The organism is Rhodococcoides kyotonense (genome assembly GCF_900188125.1).
In the GTDB taxonomy this organism is placed as follows: Bacteria; Actinomycetota; Actinomycetes; order Mycobacteriales; family Mycobacteriaceae; genus Rhodococcoides; species Rhodococcoides kyotonense.
On sequence record NZ_FZOW01000002.1, the window covers coordinates 313,936 to 338,020 of the forward strand.

Genomic DNA, 24,085 nt, shown 5'->3' on the forward strand with positions numbered 1-24,085 from the left:
AAACAAAAAAGTAACGGGAGAGGTCCTCACTCATGCTCACTTTCACGCTGCCCGACGGGACGACCGAATCCGTCGAACCGCTGAATCTCCTCAATGCGGGATACGCGGGTCGCAACCAGGAAGAGGTCGCGCACCACATCGCCGAGCTGGCCGAGCTGGGCGTTCCCGCGCCGACCGTCACGCCCGCGATGTACCCGATCTCGCCCTACCTGGCACAGCAGACCGACACCGTGCACGTCCAGCACGGTCGCACGTCCGGTGAGGCCGAGTGGGCACTGGTCATCCTCGGCGACACCGACGACGATGTCCTGCTGACGGTCGCGTGCGACCACACCGACCGCGACCTCGAGGTACACAGCGTTGCATGGAGCAAGAACGCGTCTCCCGACGTGCTCGGATCCGCAGCGTGGCGACTGTCCGACGTCGCCGATCGCATCGATGACATCACCCTGAAGGCATGGGTCGGCGATACCCCGATCCAGACCGGTTCACTCGCCGATCTGCTCGCGCCGAAGTACTGGCTCGACGTCCTCCGCGAGCGCGGTCTGTTCAAGCGCGGCACCATCCTGATCTCGGGCACCATCTCGATGCACCCGGGCGTCGACCAGTTCGCCGAGGCGTGGAAGGTCGAGATGGCCGACGCGGCGACGGGCAACGTGCTGACCTGCGCATACGATGTAATTCGCATGGCTGAGCCGATCGGCTGACAGTCGCGACGTAGTGTGGGACCCGTGACGAAGCCAATTATCGAGTTTCAAGCAGGCCCACCGCCCACCGATCTCGTCGTAGTCGACCTGGTCGAGGGCGACGGCGCAGAAGCTGTTCCCGGCGGCAATGTCGAGGTCCACTACGTCGGCGTCGAGTTCGACAGCGGTGAGGAGTTCGACTCGTCGTGGAACCGCGGTGAGTCGATCCAGTTCCCGCTGCAGGGCCTCATCCAGGGATGGCAGGACGGCATTCCCGGCATGAAGGTCGGCGGACGGCGTCAGCTGACCATTCCTCCCGAGCTGGCATACGGCCCCGCAGGCGCGGGTCACCGGCTCTCCGGCAAGACCCTCGTCTTCGTGATCGATCTGCTCGACGTCAAGTAATGCGCCTTCGGCGCCCGTGTGCGCATAGTAGGTCCAGCGACCGACTATGCGCACACCGGTGGCGGAGCTGCAGATGTGGGCACTGATCGTCGAGAACGACGATCGGATGGCCCGAGCCCTCAGTCGCTCGATGCGCGCCGAGGGCTTCGATGTCGAACGAGTGACAGGCGTCGCCTCGACGCGGGTCGCCGTCGCACAACGACAGTACGACGTCGCGCTCGTCGACCTCGGTCTCGACGACGGGGATGGTGTCGACGTCATCAGAATGCTCCGCGACCATCCGTCGACGGGTGTCATTGCAGTGACCGCGCGAGGCGCGGTGTCGGATCGAGTGCGCGGACTGCGCGCCGGTGCCGACGACTATCTCGTCAAACCTTTCGGAATCGCCGAACTGACGGCACGTGTCGACGCCGTGCTACGACGCATCGGCCCCACCCTTCCCGAGCCCAAGGGCGTCATCACGCACGGGCCTCTGGCGATCGATCGCGAATGCCGCGAGGTGACGTCCGGCGGCGAACCGATCACGTTGACGCGCAAGGAATTCGACGTTCTGGTGCTATTGGCGCAGAGAGCAGGATCGGTCGTCGAACGGGATCGTATTCTCACCTCGGTCTGGCAGTCGACGTGGGAAGGTGCTACACGTTCACTCGACACGCACATGGCGTCACTGCGAACGAAACTCGGTGCGGCCGCGTCGATCACCACGGTCCGGGGCGTCGGGTATCGCCTCGAGTCCCTGTCCGTGGAAGCCTGAGTGCGACGCCGCATCATGATCGGATTGATTCCGGTCATCGTGCTTCTCGTTCTGGGAGTGGGCATTCCGTACGCGGTACTCGTCAGCGAGCGGTCGACGCAGAGAGTGTTCATCGACCGAACCGGTGACGCCACGCGGTTCGCCACTCTGGTCGATGCGGCCGTCGAAGCGAGCGACTACACGCGACTCGATGCCGAGCTGTCCGAATATGCAGCGCTGTACGGCTCGTCGGTGTGGGTGATCGGGCTCGATGGATTGGTCCTTCACGATCCGGGGCTCGCGTTGCCCGAGGATGCCGTCTTCGTGGGCCAGGTACGACGAGCGTTCGCCGGTGGCCGCGTATCGGAGGCTCCGACGGTGTTCCCGCGGACGGCAGGACCGTTGCGCGTCGTCGAACCCGTGGGCCGGGATTCTCAGGTCACCGCGGTGGTGGTGATCGAAGCATCGACGGCGAAGCTGCGCGCGAACAGCCTGTCGCAGTGGACCATCGGGCTCCTCGTTCTGCTTGTTCCCGTGGCAGGGCTGATCGCCGGGCTCTGGCCGCTGACGCGCTGGATCATGCGGCCGGTTCGCGAACTGGAGCGTCGAGCAGTGCAAGTGCGGGCCGGCGATCTCGGTGCCCGAGCAGACGTCGATCGAGGCCCGCCCGAACTTCGTGAACTGTCGGCGTCGTTCAACACGATGGTCGGCACCGTCGAGCGTTCCATGGAGCGGCAACGCGCGTTCGTCTCCGACGCGGCGCATCAGCTGCGAAATCCGTTGGCCAGCTTACGGTTGTCCGTCGAGAACCTCGGACCGTGGCTGCGCGACGGTGATGCGCGAGAAGCACACGACGATGCGATCGCCGAAACCGTCGAGCTGGGGCGCACGTTCGAGTCCATGCTCGGTGCCGCCTCGCGAGAACCGATTCCCGACGAGCATGCGTGGACCGTCGGTCGTGTGTACGAGGTGGCAATTCCGCACTGGGAGATCATGACTCGCGATGTGGGTATGGCATTGGTCGTCGACGGGCCACACTTGCCCGACAGCGTGATTCGTCAGCCTCCCGGCGGGCTCGTCGCAGTACTCGACGAGTTGGTGTCCAATGCGGCGAGACTGTCCGGCGGCACCACAGTCGCCGTACGGTCGTCGCTCGAGGACAGCTGGTGCGTCATCGAGGTCGTCGATGACGGTGTCGGCCTCACATCCGACGAGATCGACTCCGCAACAGGAAGATTCTGGCGAGCGCCGCGGCATCAGAACGTCGACGGGACAGGGCTGGGATTGGCGATCGTCACCGATGTCGTCGCCGACGCCGGAGGCACGGTGGAGCTGCGGCAGGCATCGCCCACGGGGTTGGTGGCTACGGTTCGACTACCGCAGGTGTGAGATCACGGCTTGTGTTCGCGGAACCACGCGGCCGATCCCGGATGCAGTGTCATGGGTGTCGTCGCCGCCCCGGTGCGCGGGTTGATCTGGTCTGCTTCCGGACGATTCGCAGACAGAGCTTCGGCGCTGTCGAACGTGTGGTGGGTCAGAAACTTCGCGAGGTCGAACGGAAAGTCGTTGCGTACCAACACGAGTGTCGGTACCGCGAACGTTCGGCTGGACGGCACACCCGGGTAGACGGTTCCCGAGATCACGACGGGGAGGTATTCGCCGGGGAAGGCGGTCTGTACCTGGTCGGTTTCGGTTGTCAGGTCGACGAATTCGATACCGCGTCCGCTGCTCGAGGACGCCGCGACCAGCCCGTCGATCGCGGGCGTCGGCATGGCGGTCAGCGAGAACACCGCGTCGACCTCGTCGCGCAGCAGAGCGTCGGCTGCCTCGTTCTGACCGTACGACAGGGGAGCGACGTCGATGCCCACCGCGCCCAGTAGGCGTTGCGCCGTGAATCGGGTGCCGGAGTTGGTGAGCCCCATGGCCACTCGTCGTCCTGGAAGATCCTGCAGTGTCCTGACGGGTCCGCCGATCTTCACCGCCAGGTGCAGCACCGAATCGAAGACGCGGAACAGGGCGACGAATCTGTCTCGGTACGGCGCGGCGACGTCGGAATTGACGAATCCGAGTTCGACGGCGCGGTCGTCGAGCATACGAGCGTTGTCGACGGCCGCGTCGGTCTCGACGATGCTCACGACCTCTCGTCCGAGCACCGCGTTCCACCGGTCCGCCAGCGCGGTGCCGGTTTCGCGGTACGTCGCGCCTGCCGGTCCGGTAGCCAACCGGAGGGAGCCGACGTCGGGAATCGCGGGTCGCGAGCACGCGACGCCACCGGCCGCGACACCCAACGCCCCGAGCAGCAGCGAGCGTCTGTTCACGGTCCTCCGATGTCCTGAATGTCAGATTCACCTCAAATCTACGCATGAATTTTGATGTGACGGGCGCCACTGCGAGATGTTGGATCCATGTCGCACACCACCGAGACGGGCGAACCCGTCAAGAGAAAGCGGTTCTACCACCAGCTCTACTTCTGGGTGCTCGTCGGTATCAGCATCGGAATCGTCATCGGCCTGACGGCACCGGGCGTCGCGTCGGAGATGAAGTGGATGGCGGATCTGTTCATCAAGCTGGTCAAGGTGGTGATCGCACCGACGATCTTCGCGACGATCGTCGTCGGCATCGCGGGCATGGGCAACCTCGCCAAGGCGGGTGGACTCGCGTTCAAGACCGTCATGTACTTCAACGTCACGACGGTCTTCGCTCTCGCGATCGGTCTTGTCGTCGTCAACATCATCGGGCCTGGACGCGGACTGAACTACGACGTCGCCTCGTTCGACTCGTCCGCGGCCGCGGGGACGATCGAATCGGCGGGCGAAGCGAGCGGTACCGGTCTCACCGGGTTCATTCTGAATCTCGTGCCCGATTCGTTCGCCAGTGCATTCGTCGACGGCATGTTGCTGCAGGTGCTTCTCCTCGCGATCCTCGTCGCCGTCGCGGTGACGATGCTCGGCAAGCGGGCGGCGCCGGTCGTCAGCGCGCTGGACACGTTCGCGAAGATCATGTTCGGCGTCATCAAGCTGGTCATGTGGGTCGCGCCGCTCGGTGCCATGGGCGGTATCGCATTCACGATCGGCGAGCACGGCAGCGCGATCCTCGGCTCGCTCGCCACGTTCATGGGTTCGTTCTGGCTGACGTGCATTCTGTTCCTGACGCTCGTACTCGGACCGATCTGCCGCCTCGCGGGCTTCAGCATCTTCAAGTACCTGCGCTACATCAAGGACGAGCTGTTGATCGTGCTCGGCACGTCGTCGTCGGAAACCGTCCTGCCGCGCATGATGGCCAAGATGGAGGCGGCTGGTACGCCGAAACACGTTGTCGGCATGACCATTCCGACGGGATACTCGTTCAACCTCGACGGCACCGCGATCTACATGTCGATGGGTGCCATCTTCATCGCGCAGGCCTTCGGCATCGACGTGCCCATCTGGACTCAGATCGGTCTGCTGGTGTTCATGCTGATCTCGTCGAACGGCGCGGCCGGTGTGTCCGGTGCTGGTCTGGTGACGCTCGCGGCGTCGTTGACGGCGTTCGATTCAGTGATTCCGGTCGCAGGCATCGCGCTCATCGTCGGCATCGACCGCTTCATGTCCGAGGGGCGTGCGCTGACGAACCTGTCCGGCAACGGTCTCGGAACCCTCGTGATCGCCAGGTGGACAGGCGAGCTCGACCGGGAACGGCTGGCCTACGTGCTGGACAATCCGAAGTCGGTCGACGTCGACGATCTTCTCGACAGTGATGCGCCTGCGGCACCTGTGCGTGCGTAGTTCCCCTCTGGACCAACTATGCACGCACGGGCGGCGCAGCCGCACCCAACTCGAGCACCAATCGAGCCCCTCCGAGTGGACTGTCGGTGAAATAGGCTGTGCCACCGTGTAATTCCGCCTGTTGCTCGACGAGAGCGAGCCCGAGTCCCGACCCGCCCTTGGCGGCGGCCGATCCGCGGTAGAACCGCTCGAACACGGAGGTGCGTTCCGGCGAAGGGATTCCGGATCCGTTGTCGTCGACGGTGATGCGCACCTGCGCGTCGGACCGCGAGATCGAGATGACCACCTGGTCGGCGCGCCCGTGCCGGACGGCGTTGATGATCGCGTTGTCGAGCGCCAGTCGCAGACCCGCAGGCAGGGCAGGCATCGTCACCGAGGGCTCGGACTCGATGCGCACGGTCAGATCGGGGTTCTGCCGCATCGCGTCCTGCGCGGCAACGTCGGAGATTTCCACGACGTCGGTGTCGACGCGGTCACTGTCGCTCTGCAGCTCGCCCGAGGCCAGTCGTTCCAACGCGCCGAGCGTTGCTTCGACGCGGCCTTGGGTTCGTTCGAGATCACGCAGAATCTCCTGCTGCTGAGCATGTTCCAGGTCGAGTGTCCGCAACACCTCGATGTCGGTGCGCATCGCGGTCAGTGGCGTGCGCAACTCGTGCGCCGACACTGCCGCGAAATCACGCGCGGTTGCCAGCGCGTCGTTCGTGCGTTCCTGAGCGTCGTTGACGCGCTGCAACATTCCGCCGATCGCGACGGCGAGTTCGTCGGCTTCCTTCACCCCGGTCCTCGTGCCCGGCGGGATCGGTGGCTGCGCGCCGACCTGCCGTGTCAGAGTGACCAACGGTTTGACCGCTCGACCACCGAACAGCCAACCGAGTCCGGTCGACACGGCTATCGCGCCGAGCCCGATGAAGAGGACCAGTCGCTGTTGCTCGTCGGTGACCTGCTGCGCCTCGATGGCAGGAACCCCGATCGCGATGGACAGATCGATGAGAGATGTCGTCGTCGTGGTGTAGACACGGAACCTCTGCCCGTCGACGTCGACGGTTTGTGATCCCTCCGGGAGATCGGGCAGCTGGATCGGCGTCGACGCGCGAATGGTGTCGCCGGTCCGGATCGTGACGGCGAACGCCGACGACAGCTGATTCAGAAACGTTTCGAGGACCGCGGTGTTCGGGACGAGGGCCTGGGATGCCGTGGTCAGACGCTCGTCGAGCTGATTGACGTTGTTGCGTGAGATGGCCACCGAGGTGACGACGGCAAGAGACGCGACGACGATCGTCGCCCCGAGCGCGGTGGCGGCGGCGACGCGCAGACGCAGCGACAACCTCATGATGCGTCCCGCAGAACGAACCCGACGCCTCGCACGGTGTGCAGGACTCTGCTCGCGCCGCCGGATTCCATCTTTCGGCGCAGGTAGCCGACGAAGACGTCGACGACGTTGGTATCGGCGACGAAGTCGTAGCCCCACACCAACTCGAGCAACCGCTCACGCGTCAGGACGACGCCCTTGTTCCTCGCTAGTACGGCGAGAAGTTCGAATTCTCTCTTGGTGAGGTCGAGTTCGCGGCCCATGCTGTGGGCGCGGTAGCCGGGGATGTCCACCGACAGCGCGCCGACCACGATCTCCGACGACGGACCGGCGCCCGACGGCTCGGGCACCGGCGCGGCGGCGCGTCGTCGAAGCATCGCGTTGACGCGCGCGACGAGTTCGGCGAGGACGAACGGTTTGGTCAGATAGTCGTCGGCCCCTGATTCGAGGCCGGAGATCCGGTCGTCGACCGACGACCGGGCGCTCAACACACAGATGGGGATGTCGTTGCCCATCGCGCGCAGTGCTTTGACGACGCTCACTCCGTCGAGGACGGGCATGTTGATGTCGAGAACGACGACGTCGGGGGACTGGCCGGAGACGACGCCGAGTGCTGCTGCGCCGTCGGGCGCTGTGATCACAGTGAAGCCGGACAATCTCAGTCCGCGCTGCAGCGAGGACAGGACGTCCTCGTCGTCGTCGACGACGAGGACAGTTGCGGGGCTGTTCGGCGCAGTATCGGGCACAGCCCCATTGTGCCTAGGCAGCCCAGCTGTCGACGGTCTTCTGTCGTTCCTCGGGCGTTTTCGCGAAGAACTCCTCGAGCGCGCTCCTGCGCGAGATGTCCGTGTCCAACGACCATGCGACGGCGGGTGCCTGCGTGTACAGGGCCTGGTAGTACGTCTCGAAGCTGCAGGTGCTGTTCACCAGTGACTGGGCTCCGGGGAACCTCTGTGTGCTCTTCATGATCTGCTCCTTTCGTGCTCGTGTTTCTCAAGGTAGGAGCGGATTCTGCGGTCACTGTGTGGCAAGTGTGGCGTTTCTCTGAGAAACCCTCGGGTAAGACTGATGCCATGCCTGTGATGTGGTTTCGACGCGACCTCCGACTGGCCGATCTCCCCGCTCTCGGGGCCGCATCGGAGTCGGGCGATCCGGTGCTCGGGCTCTTCGTTCTCGACGACGCACTACTGAAGCCGTCCGGTGGGCCGCGTCGGGATTTCCTGTTTCGCAGCCTCGCCGCGCTGGACGAGCAGATGGACGGGCGGTTGCTCGTCGTCAAGGGTGACCCGGAGAAGGTGGTTCCGAAGGTCGCGAAGGCGGTCGATGCCGACGAGGTTCACATCAGCGCCGATTACGGGCCGTACGGACATGCGCGCGACGAACGCGTCGGGCAGCATGTGTCGTTGCACGCGACGGGATCGCCGTATGCCATCGCGCCGGGTCGGGTGACGAAGAACGACGGTGAACCGTATCGGGTGTTCACTCCGTACTTTCGGCAGTGGATGGACCATGGCTGGCGCGGGCCGGCGAAGACGTCGGTGACATGGGTGGATCCGTCGGACGTGACGGGTGTGCCGAGGCGCGTGAAGATTCCGACGGAGAAGGATGCGTCGGACGCGCCTGCGGGCGAGAAGGCGGCGCTGGACGCGTGGAGTGAATTCCTCGATCGCATCGCGGCGTACGACGACGAGCGTAATCGCCCCGACCTCGACTCGACGAGCCGAATGTCGGTGTATCTCAAGTACGGCAACATCCATCCGCGCACGATGCTGAAGGATCTGTCGACGTTGCGCAGCGAGGGCAGTGCCGCGTACCGGCGGCAAATCGCGTGGCGAGACTTCTACGCGGACATACTCTTTCAACGACCCGACAGTGCTCGCGAGAACTACGACAAGAAGTTCGACGGCATCGACCTCGACACCGGCAAGCAGGCCGACATCCTGTTCGAGGCGTGGCGGGAAGGACGCACCGGCTTTCCGATCGTCGACGCCGGTATGCGCCAACTCGAATCCGAGAAGTGGATGCACAATCGGGTCCGGATGATCGTCGCGTCGTTTCTGGTCAAGGATCTACACCTTCCGTGGTGGCGGGGTGCACGGTACTTCATGAACCAACTCGTCGACGGGGACCTGGCCAGCAATCAGCACGGGTGGCAGTGGACGGCTGGGACGGGAACCGATGCGTCGCCGTACTTTCGGGTGTTCAATCCGATCACGCAGGGCGAGAAGTTCGATCCCACAGGCGAATACGTGCGGCGCTGGGTACCCGAGCTGCGCGGCGTCGAAGGTAAGGCCGTGCACATGCTGAAAGACGGTCGGCCCAAGGAGTATCCGGAGCCGATCGTCGATCACAAGCACGAGAGGGAAGTGGCGATCGCGAGGTTCAAGTCCCTCTAACGCCGGGAGTGGAGCCTGCGGAATGACCCATCATTTCCGTCTCGAAAGTCCGACGCCGACGAGGCAGACGACGCCACCGAGGACTGCGAGGTAGTGCGGGACCTCACCGAGCAGTGCCCACGCCATCAGGATCGTCAGCGGCGGGACGGCGTACGTGGTGATGCCAAGCCGGCCTGCGTTCATGCGTGACAGGGCGTAGGCCCAGGTACTGAACGCCAGCGCCGTCGGGACGAGGCCGAGGTAGATCAGCCCACCGGTGGCGCCCGCCGATGCGTGGCTCAGGTCGTCGACCAGCGCGGGTGCGAACGGCAGGGTGCACAGTGCCCCGATCGCGCAGGCCATCCATGTGACCTGAAGGCCGGGAACGCTACGGAGTACCGGTTTCTGGCTGAGGACACCGATCGCGTACGTCACCGCCGACACGAGACACAGTGCGATGCCCAACGCGTCGGCGTCGGTTCTGGTGGTGTCCGTCGTCGTGACTGCGGTGACGACGCCGACCATGACGGCTCCGGAGAACGCGATCGCGGCGCCGATGACGAGCCATTTCGGAAAGCCTTCACCGAGCATCAGTCCGGCGAACAAGGCCACGAGGATAGGGCCGATCTGGATGAACATCGACGTGGTCCCCGCGTCGACGCGCTGTTCTGCGGCGTTCAGTGCAACGTTGTAGATCGCGAACCAGAACACTCCGACGCTGAGTATCTGCAGCCATTGCGTGCGGTTCGGTTTGACCCAGGTTCTGCGGGCGAGCAGGACGAGTCCGAGGGCCGCCGTGCCGATCAGCAGTCGGCCGAGCGCGAGAGGCCCTGCGCCGAAGGACGTCCCGACGCCGCGAATCGCCACGAACGCCGACGCCCACGACAGCACGGTGACCGTCACGGCGCCGAGGGCGAGAAGGTCGGTTTTCGGGCGGGTATCGAGCTGGGTCATGCCTCTGAGACTAGGGTGCGGTGGGCACTATTCTCGCGCGGGTTTCGGACAAGGTTGCGCGAGTTCCCGCCTATGTGAGCGAAAATGTATAGCCCGCTATACATTTTCACTCACGACCGGCGTAGCCGCTCTGCCAAAGCGTCCAGCACCGCCGGATCCTCGATGGTCGACGGCACCCCGTACTCCTCACCCGCGACGATCTGCCGCATCGTCTTGCGGAGGATCTTGCCCGAGCGCGTTTTCGGCAGCGCGCCGACGACCGTGACGTCACGGAACGTCGCGAGCGCACCGATCTGATCGCGGACCATCGCGACGAGTTCGGTCCGCAACTGGTCTTCCTCTATCGTTTCTCCCGACTTCAGCACGACGTATCCGCTCGGGCGCTGGCCTTTCAGGTCGTCGTGGATGCCGATGACCGCGCATTCCGCAACCGCCGGGTGGCTCGCGACGACGGCCTCCATCGATCCCGTCGAAAGGCGATGTCCCGCAACGTTGATGACGTCGTCGCTGCGGCCGAGGACGAACACGTAGCCGTCGGCGTCGATGTATCCGGAGTCCCCGGTGAGGTAGTAGCCGGGAAAGGTATCGAGATACGAACGCTGGAAACGCGATTCGTCGTTCCAGAGCCCGACCAGCGTGCCCGGTGGCAACGGCAGCTTCACGACGACGTTGCCTTCGGTGCCTGCCTCGACCGGCGTGCCCGTCGCGTCGAGGATCTCGACCTGGAAGCCCGGCACGGGAACCGTCGCCGATCCGGCTTTGATCGGAAGACGTTCCACACCACGAAGATTCGCGCAGATGGCCCAGCCGGTCTCGGTCTGCCACCAATGGTCGACGACGGCGCGATCCAACGTGGCACTGATCCACTCGTACGTGTCGGGGTCCAGCCTCTCACCGGCGACGAACAGCGTTTCGAGCGACGAGACGTCGTACTTCTCGAGCTCTGCCGCGTGCGGATCCACTTTGCGAATCGCGCGCAGTGCCGTCGGCGCCGTGAACAGCGCGCGGACGCCATGGTCGGCGATGACGCGCCAGAACGCGCCAGCGTCGGGAGTCCCGACGGGTTTGCCCTCGTACAGAACCGTGGTCGCACCGGCGAGCAGCGGACCGTAGACGATGTACGAATGTCCGACGACCCATCCCACGTCCGACGCCGTCCACATGACCTGGCCTGCCCCGACGTCGTATATGTGGCGCATCGACCACGTCAGTGCGACGGCATGACCACCGTTGTCGCGTACGACGCCCTTGGGTTTGCCGGTGGTTCCCGACGTGTACAGGATGTACAGCGGGTCGGTGGCCTGCACCGAAACCGGTTCGGCGGCAGAGGCGTCGGCGATCTCGGTGTCCCAGTCCAGCCACGAATGCTCCGCGGGTATCTCGGGGCGTTTCTTGACGATGACTGGTGTGGGCGATGACAGAGACAGTGCCTTCTCGATGATCGGTAGGTACTCGATGGTCCGCCCTGGTTCGAGACCGCCCGACGCGGTGACGATCAGCTTCGGTTCGGCGTCGTCGATCCGGGCCGCGAGTTCCTTGGCGGCGAAGCCACCGAACACGACCGAGTGCACGGCGCCGATCCGCGCGCACGCCAGCATTGCGACGACGGCCTCGGGGATCATCGGGAGGTACAACACGACCCGATCGCCGCGCGTGACGCCCTGTTTCGTGAGCACCCCGGCGAACGTCGCGACCTGTTCGAGCAGCTCGGCATAGGTGTACGACCGCGTCGTGCCGAGCATCGCCGAGTCGTAGATCAGCGCGATGCCGTCGCCGTATCCCGCCTCGACGTGGCGGTCGAGCGCATTGAAACACGTGTTCAGCCGGCCATCCGGGAACCAGCCTGTGCCGTCGTACGCCGTGGTCGGTGGCGTGTCCCACGTGACGTGTTCGGCTGCTTCGAGCCAGAACCCTTCGCGATCGGAGATGCTGCTGTCGAAGGCCGTCCTGTACTCGCCGCTCATATCGGCCACCCTATGTCTGCGGACGTTGCATGTGGGTACGGATCGGGGTTATCCCCGGGGCAGTCGTTGCACATTATCGGCCCGAACTGGCGGGATCCCGTCGATGTGCGTCGATACTGTGCAGCCAGTCGCGGGCTGTCCACAGGCCTCGATTTGCCTCTACCGCCAGGAGCCTCGATAGGCGACGGTAGTTCGTCATGGGGGTAATGACAGCGGCACAACTGATGGAGTCGGGGATGAGTCGAAGTGTGATTTCCCGACGAGTGAAGTCCGGCGAACTGATCCGTCTGCTTCCGGAGATCTATGCGACCGAGAAACCGGACTACAAGGATCTGTGCCGGGCCGTCGCATTGTGGAAGCCGAATGCGGTGGCCAGTCACACGACCGCAGCCTGGCTATGGGGGCTGATCGACTACGAACCGCAGCGCGTCGAATTCACGATCGACCCGTCGGGGCAATCACGTTCCCCCGATTGGGTGCGCATCTATCGCCGGACGCTGCCGACCGTCGCAACGTACGGAGGGTTTCGAGTCGTCGCGATCGAGCAGGCATTCGTCGATGTTGCTGCGGTTCTTCCGAAGCTGGAACTGGAGAAGTTCTTCGATGCCGCGATCGGCACACAAATTCCTTGGCGACGAGTTGCGGAGATCTGCGATGTATCCGCAGGGATGAAGGGGATGGCTGCCCTTCGCGAGCAGCTTCGCCGCTGTTGCCCCGGTACCAGCTCGGAACCGGAGCGAATCGTGGCGCGCGCCTTGACCGCCCGGAATTTTCGAATGAAGATCAACGCGAGGGTGGGTCCGTTCTACGGTGACCTCGTCGATTTCCGAGCGCGCGTCATCGTCGAGATCGACGGGCGCGAGTTCCACAGCGACCCTGCCACATTCAACAACGATCGCCGACGGCAGAACACTTTGGTCCTCGACGGGTGGTTGGTGCTGCGTTATTCGGCCGCGACGGTGCTGGCGAACCTCGACAGCGTCGTCGACGAGATCATCACCGTGGTGCGGCGGCGTCGGAAGTCGATCAATTCGTCCAGTCGTACTCTTCCGCGCAACTGAGTGCACGGTATCGGGCCGAAGTGGCGGAATCCCGTCGATTCGCGTCGATAATGTGCAGTCAGTCGCGGTACTCCCGAACCCCTAAACGTCGGTACTTCTCGAGGCGAGATGCGACGCGATCCTCGACGCTCGCGATACCTTGCAACTCCCGCGCGATCGCGGTCGCCACGCGCAACGAGAAGTCGACGGGTTCCTCGGCGGCGTCGGGATGCTCGGGAACGATGGCGTCGACGATACCGTCGCGCAGAAGGTCGACCGATCGAATGCCCTGTGCCTCGGCCATATCGGGAGCGTGGCTGGTGTCCCGGTGGACGATCGCGCTTGCGCCCTCGGGCGGCAGCGGTGCGAGCCAGGCGTTCTGGGCGCACAGTGTGCGGTCGGCGGGGAGTAGTGCCAGCGCACCGCCGCCGGTGCCCTGGCCGAGCAGTACGGATACGGTCGGTGTGTCGACGGTGACGAGATCGCTGATGCAGCGCGCGATTTCGGGAGCGAGTCCGCCTTCTTCCGCTTCCTTCGACAGTGCGGCGCCGAACGTGTCGATGACGAGCACCAGTGCAATGCCCAGCTCTTCGGCCAACCGCATGCCTCGACGCGCTTCTCGGAGTGCGCCGGGGCCCATCGTCGCGGTGACACTGTGACTGCTGCGATCGTTGCCGAACACGACGCACGAGATTCCTCGAAACCTGCAGAGCGACAACAGGATCGTCGAGTCGGACTCGCCCTGACCTGTGCCGCTGAGTGGAACCTGTTCGGTCGCAGCGTGTTCGAGTAGCTCTCGAACCCCCGGACGGTCCTCGCGACGTGACGCTTCGACCGAATGCCACGCCGAATGCTCGGGGATATCGGTCGGCGCTGGCTCGAGTTCGGCTGGCGCGTCGGTGTCGCCGCTGACCACCCGCAGCGCCCGCACGAGCAGGTGCCGGAGACTGTCGAGTGGGACGACACCGTCGATGACGCCGTGGTGGTAGAGATTCTCCGCGGTCTGGACGCCGTCGGGAAAAGGCTTGTCGTACAACGCTTGATATACACGTGGACCGAGAAATCCGATCAAGGCACCCGGCTCGGCGAACGTGACGTGCGCCAACGAACCCCACGACGCGAAGACGCCACCCGTCGTCGGATTACGCAGATACACGAGGTACGGAAGGCCCGCGTTCTTGTGCGTCGTGACGGCGCCGGCGATCTTCACCATCTGTACGAACGCGAGGGTCCCTTCCTGCATGCGCGTGCCTCCCGACGTCGGGGACGCGATCAGTGGCAGGTTCTCGACGGTCGCTCGTTCGATGGCCGTGACGATGCGTTCCGCTGCCGCAACACCGATGGATCCGGCGAGAAACGCGAACTCGCAGGCGACGACCGCGACGGGGCGGCCGTCGATCGACCCGGTGCCGGTCAGGACCGACTCGTCGACGCCGCTCCTGGCCCTGGCTTTGGCGAGATCCGCGGCGTAGGCAGGCCCGGGGGAGACATCGAGCGGGGGTCGGTCCCAGGACACGAACGATCCGCCGTCGAGAACGGCATCGAGAATCTCGGCAGCGGATGTTCGTGTGCTCATGATTCGCAGCTTAGCGAGCGAACGCTTCCTTCCAGGTGACGGTCTTGCCGATACGCAGAATGGAACGTTGGTAGATCTTCGCGGCGACGACGGCCAACGCCGCCGTGGTGGCCGCCATGATCAGTGCGGTGCCGACTATCTGATAGACCGGCGCGACGCCTGCTGCGATCCGTAGCGGCATCATGACCGCGGAGAACGGTGGGATCCAGCTCAATACACTGCTGAGTGTGCTCTCGGGATCGCCGACGGAGTAGAACGCCGAGAAGAACATCGCCATGATCAGCAGCAACAGTGGCATGGTCGTCGAATTGACGTCCTCCTGGCGCGACACCATGGACCCGCCGGCCGCGTACAGCACTGCGAAGAACGCGAATCCGAGCACGAACCAACCGAGCGTGCTGGCGAAGACACTGAGGGCTGTACCGGTGACAGTCAGTGTCCCGGTGGCCAGTCCGGCCCCGACCCCCGCCGCGCCGTACGCCGCGAGTTGCAGTATGCCGACCGCGCCGATACCGATGATCTTGCCCCACAACAACTGCAGCGGCCGAACCGTCGACAACAGCAATTCGACGACGCGCGACGACTTCTCCTCGACGACACCCATCGCGACGTACATGCCGAATCCGATGATCTGGGCGTAGAGCACGAACACCGCGGCGAGGGACAGTGCAACACGTTGTCCTGCTTCGGGATCCGGGGGATCGATCGCCTCGACGGTGACAGTCGCGTTGGCAGTCGCGGATGCAAGAGCGGCTTGGTCGACGCCTTGCGCGTCCAACGCAGTGTTCATCGCCTGGGTCTGGACGCTGCCTTCGACGATCGCGCGGAGCGTGCCCTCCAGTTCGGAGTCGGTGATCGCGGTGTATGCGCCTGCGCTTTCGGGGACGAGAGCGACTGCGACATCGCCGGATTCGACGTCGGCACGCGCCGTGGCCGCGTCGGAGATCTCACGCACCTCCACGGGATTCCCGACGGCTTCTCCAGTGGATTGGAGGACCGTCGCGATCTGTCCACCACCCACGACGCCGATGACGTCGCGGTCCTCGTCGTCGCCGCCGGAGAAGATCGAGTAGGCGAAGATGCCGCCGATGATGACGGCAAGGATGATGACGTTGCTGATGACGAAACTCTTCTTCATCACCTGAACTGTGAACTCGCGCTTGGCGATCAGGCCGATCGCGCGGGTGGACGACACTTGATGGCTCATGCTACTGCCTCTCGGAACAAGTCGCTGAGCGACGGCTTGTGGAAGGAGAATTCGTGTACCGGTCCGGTGGCGAGTGCGGAGCGAAGGATGGCCTGGTCGTCGGTCCCTGGCTTGACGCTCAACACCGTCCGGCCGTCGGAGTGGCTGATCGGTGTGACGCCAGGGATGGTGTCGGCCCAACCTTCCTGGGCGCCGGGGGCGTGGATCTGCAGCTGGGCGTCACCCGAGCCTCGGAGTTCGTCGACGGTGCCGACGGCTTTCATGGAACCACCGGAGATGATGCCGACGCGGTCGCACAGGCGCTGCACCAGATCCAGCTGGTGGCTCGAAAAGATCACCGGCACACCGGACGACGCCTTTTCGCGCAGGACTTCGCTCATGACGTCGACGGCGACCGGATCCAATCCGGAGAACGGCTCGTCGAGCACGAGAACGGCGGGGTCGTGGACGAGTGCGGCGGCGAGCTGCACACGCTGCTGATTGCCGAGGCTGAGGGCGTCGACGGTGTCGTTCAGGCGTTCCGAGATCCCGAGGCGTTCGGTCCATCTCGCGACAGCGGACTTCGCGTCGTCGGCGGAAAGTCCGTGCAGTTCGGCCAGATACGCAAGCTGTGGGCCGACCTTCATCTTCGGGTACAGGCCGCGTTCCTCGGGCATGTAACCGATGGTGCGTCGGACATCGAGGTCGACAGGCTTGCCGCCGAGCAGGACCTGCCCCGAATCAGCGGACAGCACACCGAGAACGATGCGCATCGTCGTGGTCTTGCCTGCGCCGTTGCTGCCGACGAAGCCGACGAGTTCGCCGGGATGTACGTCGAAGCTCAGTGAGTCGAGGGCAATCTTGTCGCCGTACCGTTTCGAGATGTCGTCGATCGTGAGGGTGCTCATGGTGCCCTTTCGTGTCGGGTACTTCAGAGGTCGTCGGGATCGGGATCTGCAGTAATCCAGGCGAGAATAATTGCGGGAGAGCAGATTCCGGTCAACAAAGCAATGAGTGTCCAGAGGCCGCCCGCGTAGGCGAGTCGGTCGTTGTCGACGGAGGTGGACAGGATCACCAGCGCAATGACTGCGGTGAGGACCAGTCCTTGCGTGACGGTCAGGCCGATCGACCGAGCCTCGTTGCGCTGCTGCACTTCCCACTCGTCGAGCGCCCCGACGGGTGCGTCACTGTGGCGACCGGACACGGTTTGCAGCATCGTCCAGAGCACGAGAAATGCGAGCGTGGCGGGAACCCACGCCAGCGGTGCCCACTTCCAGAACAAGGATGCGATCGACAGGGCGAGGAGGACGAACAGGATGGACAGAACGGCAACGGCCAGGATCCGTCGGCGATGCTGTGTTCGCCACTTCGGTAGCCAGTGACGGGTTTTCGCGTCGTTCTCGAGGAATCGCCGGGTCCGATAGTCCTGGTATCGGGTGAGGATGGTGGGTTCGACGGTGCTCATGGTGCCCTTCGAAACAATTCGGCGGAGAGTGGTCCGAGTTCCGTACGTGAGAAGACGGCTTCGATGGGGAGATCGAAGACGTCGCATATTCGCATCGCGAGGTCGAGGCTCGGGTAGTGGTCGCCTCGTTCTAGGGCGCCCACGGTCTGTGGATTGACCTCGACGAGTTGTGCCAGTTGCGCGCGGCTCATCTTGCGTTCGGCCCGCAGAACTCCCACCCGGTTGTAGATCGGGAGCGTGGTACCACGCTTTATGGGGCTCATGGAACAAAGTGTTGTATAAACCCAACGATCTGTCAACCGCAGCTAACACGCACATGCATATGCGTTTGTGTGAAAGGGCTAAGCCTCCGTGAGCTGCCCGCCGTCCATGACCCAGCGCCGGGTCGCGCGGACGGTGTCGAGCATCCGCCGGTCGTGCGTGACGAGCAGCAAAGTGCCCTCGAAGTTCTCCATAGCCCGTTCGAGTTGCTCGATCGCGGGGAGGTCCAAGTGGTTGGTCGGTTCGTCGAGAACGAGAAGGTTCACCCCGCGCGCCTGAAGCAATGCCAAAGCGGCCCTCGTCCGCTCGCCGGGCGACAGCGACGACGCCTCCCTCAATGCGTCGTCGCCCCGCAGACCGAATTTCGCGAGCAATGTACGCACGTCGGCGTCGGGCCAGTCCGGAACCGCGGCACTCAAGGATGCAGACACCGTCGCAGACCCGGTGAAAAGGCCACGCGCCTGGTCGATTTCGCCGATCGCGACGCCGGATCCCAGTGATGCGCTTCCCTCGTCGGGCGTGAGTTTGCCCAGCAACACGGACAGCAGTGTGGTCTTGCCCGAACCGTTTGCACCGGTGATCAGGACGCGGTCACCGAATTCGATCTGTGTCGTCACCGGGCCGAAAACAAACGAGCTGCGACGCACCACGGCCCCACTCAGAACCGAGACGACGGTGCCGCTTCGAGGTGCGGTCGCGATCTCCATCCGCAGTTCCCATTCCTTGCGTGGTTCCTCGACCACCTCGAGCCGCTCGATACGGCGTTGTGTCTGACGGGCTTTCGCTGCCTGCTTCTCCGTGGATTCCGCTCGTGTCTTGCGGCCGATCTTGTCGTTGTCGGTCGCCTTGCGCCGCGCATTACGGACACCGGATTCCATCCAGTTCCGTTGCATCTGTGCGCGCGACTCCAACGATGCTTTGGTATCGGCGAATTCGTCGTACTTCTCGCGTGCGTGCTGACGTGCGATCTCCCGCTCGGCAAGGTAGGACTCGTAGCTGCCGTCGTATACGTCGATGCGTCGCTGGGCACGATCCAGCTCGACGATGCCGGTGACCGTCCGCGCGAGAAACTCGCGATCGTGGCTGACGACGACGATCGCGGCGCGGGTCTCGACGACGAATCGTTCGAGCTGTTCCAGTCCGGCGAGGTCGAGGTCGTTGGTGGGCTCGTCGAGCAGAAGGATGTCGTACCGCGCGAGGAGGATGGCGGCGAGCCCTGCCCTCGCGGCCTGACCGCCGGACAACGACGTCATGAAGGCCGATCCGTCGACGTCCAGTCCCAGGTCGGCAAGCACCTTCGCAGTCCGCTCGGCCAGATCTGCCCCGCCGAGAGCGAGCCACTTCTCCAATGCAGGCGTGTAGAGATCGTCGCCATCACCGGACCCGAGTGCCTCGGCCGCGTCGTTCATCGCCTGCTCGGCAGCTGTGACGCCCGTGCGTCGCCCGATGAAGTCCAGCACGGATTCCCCGTCGATGCGGTCGGGTTCCTGCGCGAGATAGCCGACGGTCGCGTCGGGCGGGCTCGTGTAGATATCGCCTTCGAAGTCGGCGCTTCCGACACCGGCCAGGAGCGTCAGCAGCGTCGATTTACCTGCGCCATTCGCGCCGACCAGGCCGATGACGTCGCCTTCCGTCACGGTGAGATCGAGCCCGGAGAACAAGGTGCGGTCGCCGTGAAATGCGGCAAGGTCATCGATGCGGAGCGTGGCAGTCACGTGGACAAGTATGTCTTCCACATCCCCGGAAATAGACGAGGGGCGTTGTCGGTTGGCCTGGAGTATGACGTTTTCACCGAAGACCAGTACTGTCCCGACGATCGTTCTGAACGACGGACACGCGATTCCTCAGCTCGGCTTCGGCGTATGGCAGGTCCCCGACGACGGCGCACACGACGCGGTGGCGGAGGCTCTGAAGGTCGGTTACCGCAGCATCGACACCGCGAAGATCTACCAGAACGAGGCCGGCACCGGTAAGGCGATCGCCGAGTCCGGCATTGCGCGTGACGAGCTGTTCGTCACCACGAAGCTGTGGAACGACGACCAGGGTTACGACTCCACGCTCGCTGCGTTCGACGCCAGCATGGAGCGGCTCGGCCTCGACTACCTCGATCTGTACCTCATCCACTGGCAGCAGCTCGACCGTGACAAGTACATCGACACGTTCAAGGCGTTCCAGAAGCTCAAGGCCGACGGCCGGATAGGTTCCATCGGCGTCTCGAACTTCACCATTCCTACCCTCGAGAAGCTGATCGACGCGGTCGGTGAGGTCCCCGCCGTCAACCAGATCGAGCTGCACCCGCGCCTCATCCAGGAGGAACTGCGTGCGTTCCACACCTCGAAGGGCATCGCGACGGAAGCGTGGAGCCCACTCGGGTCGGGCACTGTCCTCGACGAGCCGGCTCTGAAGCCGATCGCCGACGCTCACGGCGTCACTCCTGCCCAGATCATCCTGCGGTGGCACATCCAGCTCGGCAACGTGGTGATCCCCAAGTCGGTCACTCCCGAGCGCATCGCGAGTAACTTCGACGTCTTCGGCTTCGAGCTGACGAACGACGAGATCCAGCAGATCAACGCTCTCGACGCGCCCGACGGCCGCACCGGCCCGGATCCGGACAAGTTCAGCAGCTAGTCATCAGTGGCGGCCCCGCCGTTCTACGCGGCGGGGCCGTATTCTGTCCGACATGGGACCACTGTCGGGTAAGACGATTGCGCTGACGGCCGAGCGGCGGGCGGACGAGTTCGCGACGCTGCTGGAGCGCCGCGGCGCCGAGACCGTACACGTCCCTGCGATACACGTACTCCCTCTGCTCGACGACTCGGATCTTCGCGAGAAGACCGACGGCATCATCGCCGATCCTCCCGCGCTGACGGTCATCAGTACCGGCATCGGTTTTCGCGGTTGGCTCGACGCCGCCGAGGGATGGAACAACCGCACCGAACTGCTTGCGGCACTTGGGTCCTCGCGCATAATCGCACGAGGTCCCAAGGCGCGCGGCGCAATTCGCGGCGCAGGCCTGCGCGAAGTCTGGTCGCCGACGACCGAAGCATCCCAGGAAGTCGCCGACCATCTCGAAGCGGAAGGTATCGCCGGCGTCGACGTCGCAGTGCAACTTCACGGCACGATCACCGAATGGGAACCGACCATTCACCTCAGCGAATCCCTCGAACGACTCGGCGCCGACGTCCGCGCCATTCCCGTCTATCGCTGGATCCGGCCGGTCGATCAGCAGCCGTTGATCGACCTTCTCGCGAAGATCTTGAACAACGAGGTCGACGCCGTGACCTTCACCAGCGCCCCGGCCGTCGCATCGTTGCTGTCGACAGCCAAGGACAACGGACTTCTCGACGAATTCCTCACTGCGCTAAGGGGTCCCGTCGCCGCCATCTGCGTCGGACCGGTCACGTCGGCCCCCCTGGACGCTCTGAATGTCCCGACGCGTATGCCGGAGCGTGCTCGGTTGGGATCTCTTGCGAAATATGTCGTCGACGAGTTGGGTTCCTGAACGGCGTCCACCAATTCCACTGTCCCAGAAGCGTCATCGTGGACGGAACGAGCACCATGCGCACGACCGTTGCGTCGACCAGCACTGCTGTGGCGAGTCCGACTCCCATCATCTTGATCGTGACGTCGGAATCCATCGCGAACCCGAGGAACACGGCCACCATGATGGCTGCGCCGCTGGTTATCACGCGGCCGGTCGACGCGACACCATCGACCACCGACGTGTGAGGGTCGCCGGATCGAAGCCATAGTTCGCGGATCCGGGACAGCAGGAACACTTCGTAGTCCATCGACAGACCGAACAGAATCGTGAACATCAGGATCGGTACCCAACTCGATACGGGTACTGCGTACGGTAGCCCCAACAGCTCTGTGCCCCAGCCCCATTGGAACACCGCGACCATGACGCCGTACGCCGCGGCCACGGACAGCAGGTTCATGACTGCGGCCTTCAGGGCGACGACGACGGATCGGAACACTGCTGTCAACAGAACGACCGACAGTGCGACGACGAAGGCTATGACGATCCAGATCCGATCGGCGACCTTGTCGGTGATGTCGGAGAAGATGGGCGTCACACCGGTCGCGATCACCCCGGGCGGCAGTACCTCGGCTCGAAGGTGGTGGAGCAGAGCCACTGTCGCTTCGTCGCTCGGACCGGTAGTGGGTTCGAACATCACCACCGCGGTGTCACCGGCGGGGTTGATCAGCGGAGTCCCCACGGTGGCGATGCCGGGTTCCCGGGACAGCGTGTCTGCCACTACGGCCGGAGAAGCTTGCGCAAGATCGACGGCAAGCATGAACGGACCGTTAGCGCCTGGGCCGTATTCGTCGTCGATCAAGTCGTACGCAAGCCTCGTCGTGTTCGACGTCGGTTGCGTCCCAGCGTTCTGCGGCCACATCCGCATGTCGAGGACAGGTGCGGCCAGTACGGCGAGCAGCATGACTGCGGCGAGGGTCCATACGACGGGCTTTCGGCACACCATCCGTGCCCATCGCTCGGTGCGCGACGGGCCGTCGGGCATCGTCGCTTTCTTCCGCAACACGCGCGGTCCCGCCCATGCGCAGAGCGCGGGCACGAGCGTGATCGACGTCAGCATCACGGAACCGACGACGGCGAGCGTCGCGTATCCCATCGACGCGTAGACCGGCAAGCCTGCCAGTCGAAGGCCGAGCAAGCACAGCAATACCGTCGTACCGGCGAACACGACGGATACTCCTGCCGTCGAATTGGCATGTGCTGCAGAGTCTTCGACTGATAGACCCGATCGAAGATAGTCGGCGAATCGAGTGACGAGCAACAACGCGTAGTCGATTCCGACGCCGATGCCCACCATCGTCGCGATGGTCGGTGCCATCGAGCTGATCTCCGTTGACGACGCGAGAACGACGACGATCGCCGAACCGATCCCGACGCCGACGATCGCTACCGCAATCGGAAGTCCCGCGGCGACAACGGATCCGAACGCCACCAGCAGGATGACCGCTGCGACGAGGATGCCAACTGCCTCGGCCGCTCCACCTGGCTTGCTGATGTTTTCGGCGACCTGACCACCCAATTCGACCTGCAGACCCTCTCTTTCCAGTGGTGCAGTTGCGGACCGCAGTGCGTCGACGCCGTCGGTGTCGGCGAAATCGGTGACCGGGATGCGGTACTGGACCGAGACCAGTGCCGTGTCGCCGTCGGGGGACATGCGCGCGGGCGACACAGTGCCGACACCGTCCAGTTTCTCCAGCCGGGTACGTAACGCGTCGAGAACGTCTGGATCCAGAGTTTCGTCGCTGTGCACCACGACCCGAGCATCGGTCCCGGCGAGGTCGGGAAATCGTTCGGCGAGCAGGTCGCTGCCCGCGATCGATTCGAGGCCCTCCACGTGGTAGTTGTCCTGCATCTGGCCGCCGAACGTGGCAGCGGCCGACGCGGTGGCGGCGAGCAACACGATCCAGATCGCGATCGTGCGCCACGGGTGGGCGGCGCAGATCGCGCCGAGTCTGCCGAGCAAGGTACTCATTCCAGCTCCTTCGTCTGTGTGGTGCGCACAGACTGAGCCGACTCACTTGGAGTGTTCTTGCGGCTTTCTAGTAGCAGCCTCGATCCACATCGGATTTCCCCAGGCTCGGGCAAGGTCGATCGCGTTCTCGCGGTGTGATTCTGCGTCACCGTGATGACCGAGAGCTGCCGCGAGGCGCGCCAGAACGGTGTCGACCGGGCCCACCACGTATGCGCCGGTCCCCATCCCGGCCAACTGGCCGGAGAATCTGCTCAGCGAGGCGTAGACCGTGCGGGCCTCGTCCAGTTCACCGGTCTCCAGCACGGCTGTTCCCCGCAGCGCGAGGAACAGGGACTCGAAGAAATCGTGTCGAATCGGGCCTGCAGCTCGTCGTACTCGACGCGCCTCCGTGCGTCGTCCGAGCTCGGCCAGTGCAAGAGCGAGCATGTCGGCCGCGATGGAAGGGTACTGCTCGTAGAGCATGCGCAAGCCTGGTTCGAATGCGCCGAGAGTCCCTGTCGAGAAGGATGTCGTGACGTAAGCGAGAGCGTGGATGGCCTCGGCGTCGACGGCGACGGACGCGCGCATCGCGGCGCCGCCTTCGTCGAAGAGTCGGTGCGCAGTCTCGATGTCACCGGATGCGTGCGCGAGCATTCCCCGTGCGACGTGACAGGTCGCGAGTGATTGCTGCCAGCTGTAGCGTTCGGCGAGCGCGATCTCGTCTTCGAGATGGTGTCGCATCGAGTCGAATCGACGCTCGGCGGCGTCGGCGAGGAACGCGCCGTGGTGGCCGATCATCGCGAACACCGGTCGATCGTGTGAGGTGCCGAGCTCGATCATTTCGATGCTGATCTGCCGTCGTCGTCGAGGATCGA

23 protein-coding genes are annotated in these 24,085 nt (G+C 64.3%); 9 read left to right on the forward strand and 14 right to left on the reverse strand.

Features of this window, described 5'->3' with window-relative positions; all coding sequences use genetic code 11:
• The first annotated feature begins 32 nt into the window (after positions 1–32).
• The 4 genes from CHB96_RS04320 to CHB96_RS04335 are packed head-to-tail and all read left to right on the forward strand — an operon-like array spanning position 33 to position 3,213.
• On the forward strand, positions 33–707 hold the full coding sequence (locus tag CHB96_RS04320; RefSeq protein WP_089243408.1) for a DUF2848 domain-containing protein: 675 nt from the start codon (positions 33–35) through the stop codon (positions 705–707).
• Between the two features lie 24 nt (positions 708–731).
• Entirely contained in the window at positions 732–1,091 is a 360-nt protein-coding gene (locus CHB96_RS04325) for an FKBP-type peptidyl-prolyl cis-trans isomerase (RefSeq protein WP_089243410.1), read from the forward strand.
• Between the two features lie 46 nt (positions 1,092–1,137).
• Positions 1,138–1,845 carry a response regulator transcription factor gene (locus CHB96_RS04330; RefSeq protein WP_245865224.1) on the forward strand — a complete coding sequence of 236 codons (708 nt, stop codon included), beginning with the start codon at positions 1,138–1,140 and terminating at the stop codon, positions 1,843–1,845.
• Positions 1,846–3,213, forward strand: a complete 1,368-nt coding sequence (locus CHB96_RS04335) for a HAMP domain-containing sensor histidine kinase (protein WP_089243412.1) — start codon at positions 1,846–1,848, stop codon at positions 3,211–3,213.
• Positions 3,214–3,215: 2 nt separating this feature from the next.
• On the opposite strand, the gene CHB96_RS04340 is transcribed toward CHB96_RS04335, so the two are convergent.
• Positions 3,216–4,142 (reverse strand): TAXI family TRAP transporter solute-binding subunit, encoded by a 927-nt coding sequence (locus tag CHB96_RS04340; protein ID WP_089243414.1) that lies wholly within the window; start codon positions 4,140–4,142, stop codon positions 3,216–3,218.
• Positions 4,143–4,229: 87 nt separating this feature from the next.
• Between CHB96_RS04340 and dctA the strand changes: the two genes are divergently transcribed.
• Positions 4,230–5,588, forward strand: coding sequence for a C4-dicarboxylate transporter DctA (gene dctA / locus CHB96_RS04345; protein ID WP_089243416.1), 1,359 nt, complete (start codon positions 4,230–4,232; stop codon positions 5,586–5,588).
• Between the two features lie 16 nt (positions 5,589–5,604).
• On the opposite strand, the gene CHB96_RS04350 is transcribed toward dctA, so the two are convergent.
• Genes CHB96_RS04350 through CHB96_RS04360 form a run of 3 tightly spaced genes read right to left on the reverse strand, consistent with a single transcriptional unit; the run spans position 5,605 to position 7,863 of the window.
• Positions 5,605–6,918 carry a sensor histidine kinase gene (locus tag CHB96_RS04350; RefSeq protein ID WP_089243418.1) on the reverse strand — a complete coding sequence of 438 codons (1,314 nt, stop codon included), beginning with the start codon at positions 6,916–6,918 and terminating at the stop codon, positions 5,605–5,607.
• A complete protein-coding gene (locus tag CHB96_RS04355; RefSeq protein ID WP_089243420.1) occupies positions 6,915–7,643 on the reverse strand; it encodes a response regulator transcription factor in 729 nt (242 codons plus the stop codon). Before CHB96_RS04355 ends, CHB96_RS04350 begins: the two co-directional genes overlap by 4 nt.
• Before the next feature lie 13 nt (positions 7,644–7,656).
• Positions 7,657–7,863: a hypothetical protein gene (locus tag CHB96_RS04360; protein WP_089243422.1), complete on the reverse strand. Its 207-nt coding sequence runs from the start codon at positions 7,861–7,863 to the stop codon at positions 7,657–7,659.
• Positions 7,864–7,970: 107 nt separating this feature from the next.
• On the opposite strand from CHB96_RS04360, the gene CHB96_RS04365 reads away from it, so the two are divergent.
• Positions 7,971–9,293: a cryptochrome/photolyase family protein gene (locus CHB96_RS04365; protein WP_089243424.1), complete on the forward strand. Its 1,323-nt coding sequence runs from the start codon at positions 7,971–7,973 to the stop codon at positions 9,291–9,293.
• Between the two features lie 30 nt (positions 9,294–9,323).
• On the opposite strand, the gene CHB96_RS04370 is transcribed toward CHB96_RS04365, so the two are convergent.
• A complete protein-coding gene (locus tag CHB96_RS04370; protein WP_089243426.1) occupies positions 9,324–10,226 on the reverse strand; it encodes a DMT family transporter in 903 nt (300 codons plus the stop codon).
• A gap of 110 nt (positions 10,227–10,336) precedes the next feature.
• Positions 10,337–12,190, reverse strand: a complete 1,854-nt coding sequence (locus CHB96_RS04375) for a propionyl-CoA synthetase (RefSeq protein WP_089243428.1) — start codon at positions 12,188–12,190, stop codon at positions 10,337–10,339.
• 236 nt (positions 12,191–12,426) lie between these two features.
• Between CHB96_RS04375 and CHB96_RS04380 the strand changes: the two genes are divergently transcribed.
• Positions 12,427–13,251: a DUF559 domain-containing protein gene (locus CHB96_RS04380; protein WP_503658028.1), complete on the forward strand. Its 825-nt coding sequence runs from the start codon at positions 12,427–12,429 to the stop codon at positions 13,249–13,251.
• 58 nt (positions 13,252–13,309) lie between these two features.
• Here CHB96_RS04380 and CHB96_RS04385 read toward each other — a convergent pair whose 3' ends face one another.
• The 6 genes from CHB96_RS04385 to CHB96_RS04410 all read right to left on the reverse strand — a co-directional run bounded on the left by CHB96_RS04385 (position 13,310) and on the right by CHB96_RS04410 (position 19,433).
• Complete coding sequence (locus CHB96_RS04385) at positions 13,310–14,806, reverse strand: carboxyl transferase domain-containing protein (RefSeq protein ID WP_089243432.1); 1,497 nt, start codon at positions 14,804–14,806, stop codon at positions 13,310–13,312.
• A gap of 10 nt (positions 14,807–14,816) precedes the next feature.
• Positions 14,817–16,013, reverse strand: coding sequence for an ABC transporter permease (locus tag CHB96_RS04390; RefSeq protein WP_089243434.1), 1,197 nt, complete (start codon positions 16,011–16,013; stop codon positions 14,817–14,819).
• Complete coding sequence (locus tag CHB96_RS04395; protein ID WP_089243436.1) at positions 16,010–16,900, reverse strand: ABC transporter ATP-binding protein; 891 nt, start codon at positions 16,898–16,900, stop codon at positions 16,010–16,012. Before CHB96_RS04395 ends, CHB96_RS04390 begins: the two co-directional genes overlap by 4 nt.
• A gap of 23 nt (positions 16,901–16,923) precedes the next feature.
• A complete protein-coding gene (locus CHB96_RS04400) occupies positions 16,924–17,457 on the reverse strand; it encodes a hypothetical protein (protein ID WP_089243438.1) in 534 nt (177 codons plus the stop codon).
• Positions 17,454–17,720, reverse strand: a complete 267-nt coding sequence (locus CHB96_RS04405) for a helix-turn-helix transcriptional regulator (protein WP_089243440.1) — start codon at positions 17,718–17,720, stop codon at positions 17,454–17,456. The genes CHB96_RS04400 and CHB96_RS04405 overlap by 4 nt, the downstream gene beginning before the upstream one ends.
• A 78-nt stretch (positions 17,721–17,798) precedes the next feature.
• Entirely contained in the window at positions 17,799–19,433 is a 1,635-nt protein-coding gene (locus CHB96_RS04410) for an ABC-F family ATP-binding cassette domain-containing protein (protein WP_089243881.1), read from the reverse strand.
• 64 nt (positions 19,434–19,497) lie between these two features.
• Here CHB96_RS04410 and CHB96_RS04415 point away from each other — a divergent pair, with 64 nt between their 5' ends.
• Positions 19,498–20,346 (forward strand): aldo/keto reductase, encoded by an 849-nt coding sequence (locus CHB96_RS04415; RefSeq protein WP_089243442.1) that lies wholly within the window; start codon positions 19,498–19,500, stop codon positions 20,344–20,346.
• 52 nt (positions 20,347–20,398) lie between these two features.
• Positions 20,399–21,220 (forward strand): uroporphyrinogen-III synthase, encoded by an 822-nt coding sequence (locus CHB96_RS04420; RefSeq protein WP_176444125.1) that lies wholly within the window; start codon positions 20,399–20,401, stop codon positions 21,218–21,220.
• Here the strand turns inward: CHB96_RS04420 and CHB96_RS04425 are convergent.
• Both CHB96_RS04425 and CHB96_RS04430 read right to left on the reverse strand, forming a co-directional pair.
• Complete coding sequence (locus tag CHB96_RS04425; protein WP_089243445.1) at positions 21,117–23,231, reverse strand: MMPL family transporter; 2,115 nt, start codon at positions 23,229–23,231, stop codon at positions 21,117–21,119. The two genes, CHB96_RS04420 and CHB96_RS04425, sit on opposite strands and share 104 nt — an antisense overlap.
• Positions 23,232–23,273: 42 nt before the next feature.
• Entirely contained in the window at positions 23,274–24,017 is a 744-nt protein-coding gene (locus CHB96_RS04430; RefSeq protein WP_141136434.1) for a tetratricopeptide repeat protein, read from the reverse strand.
• Between the last annotated feature and the right edge of the window lie 68 nt (positions 24,018–24,085).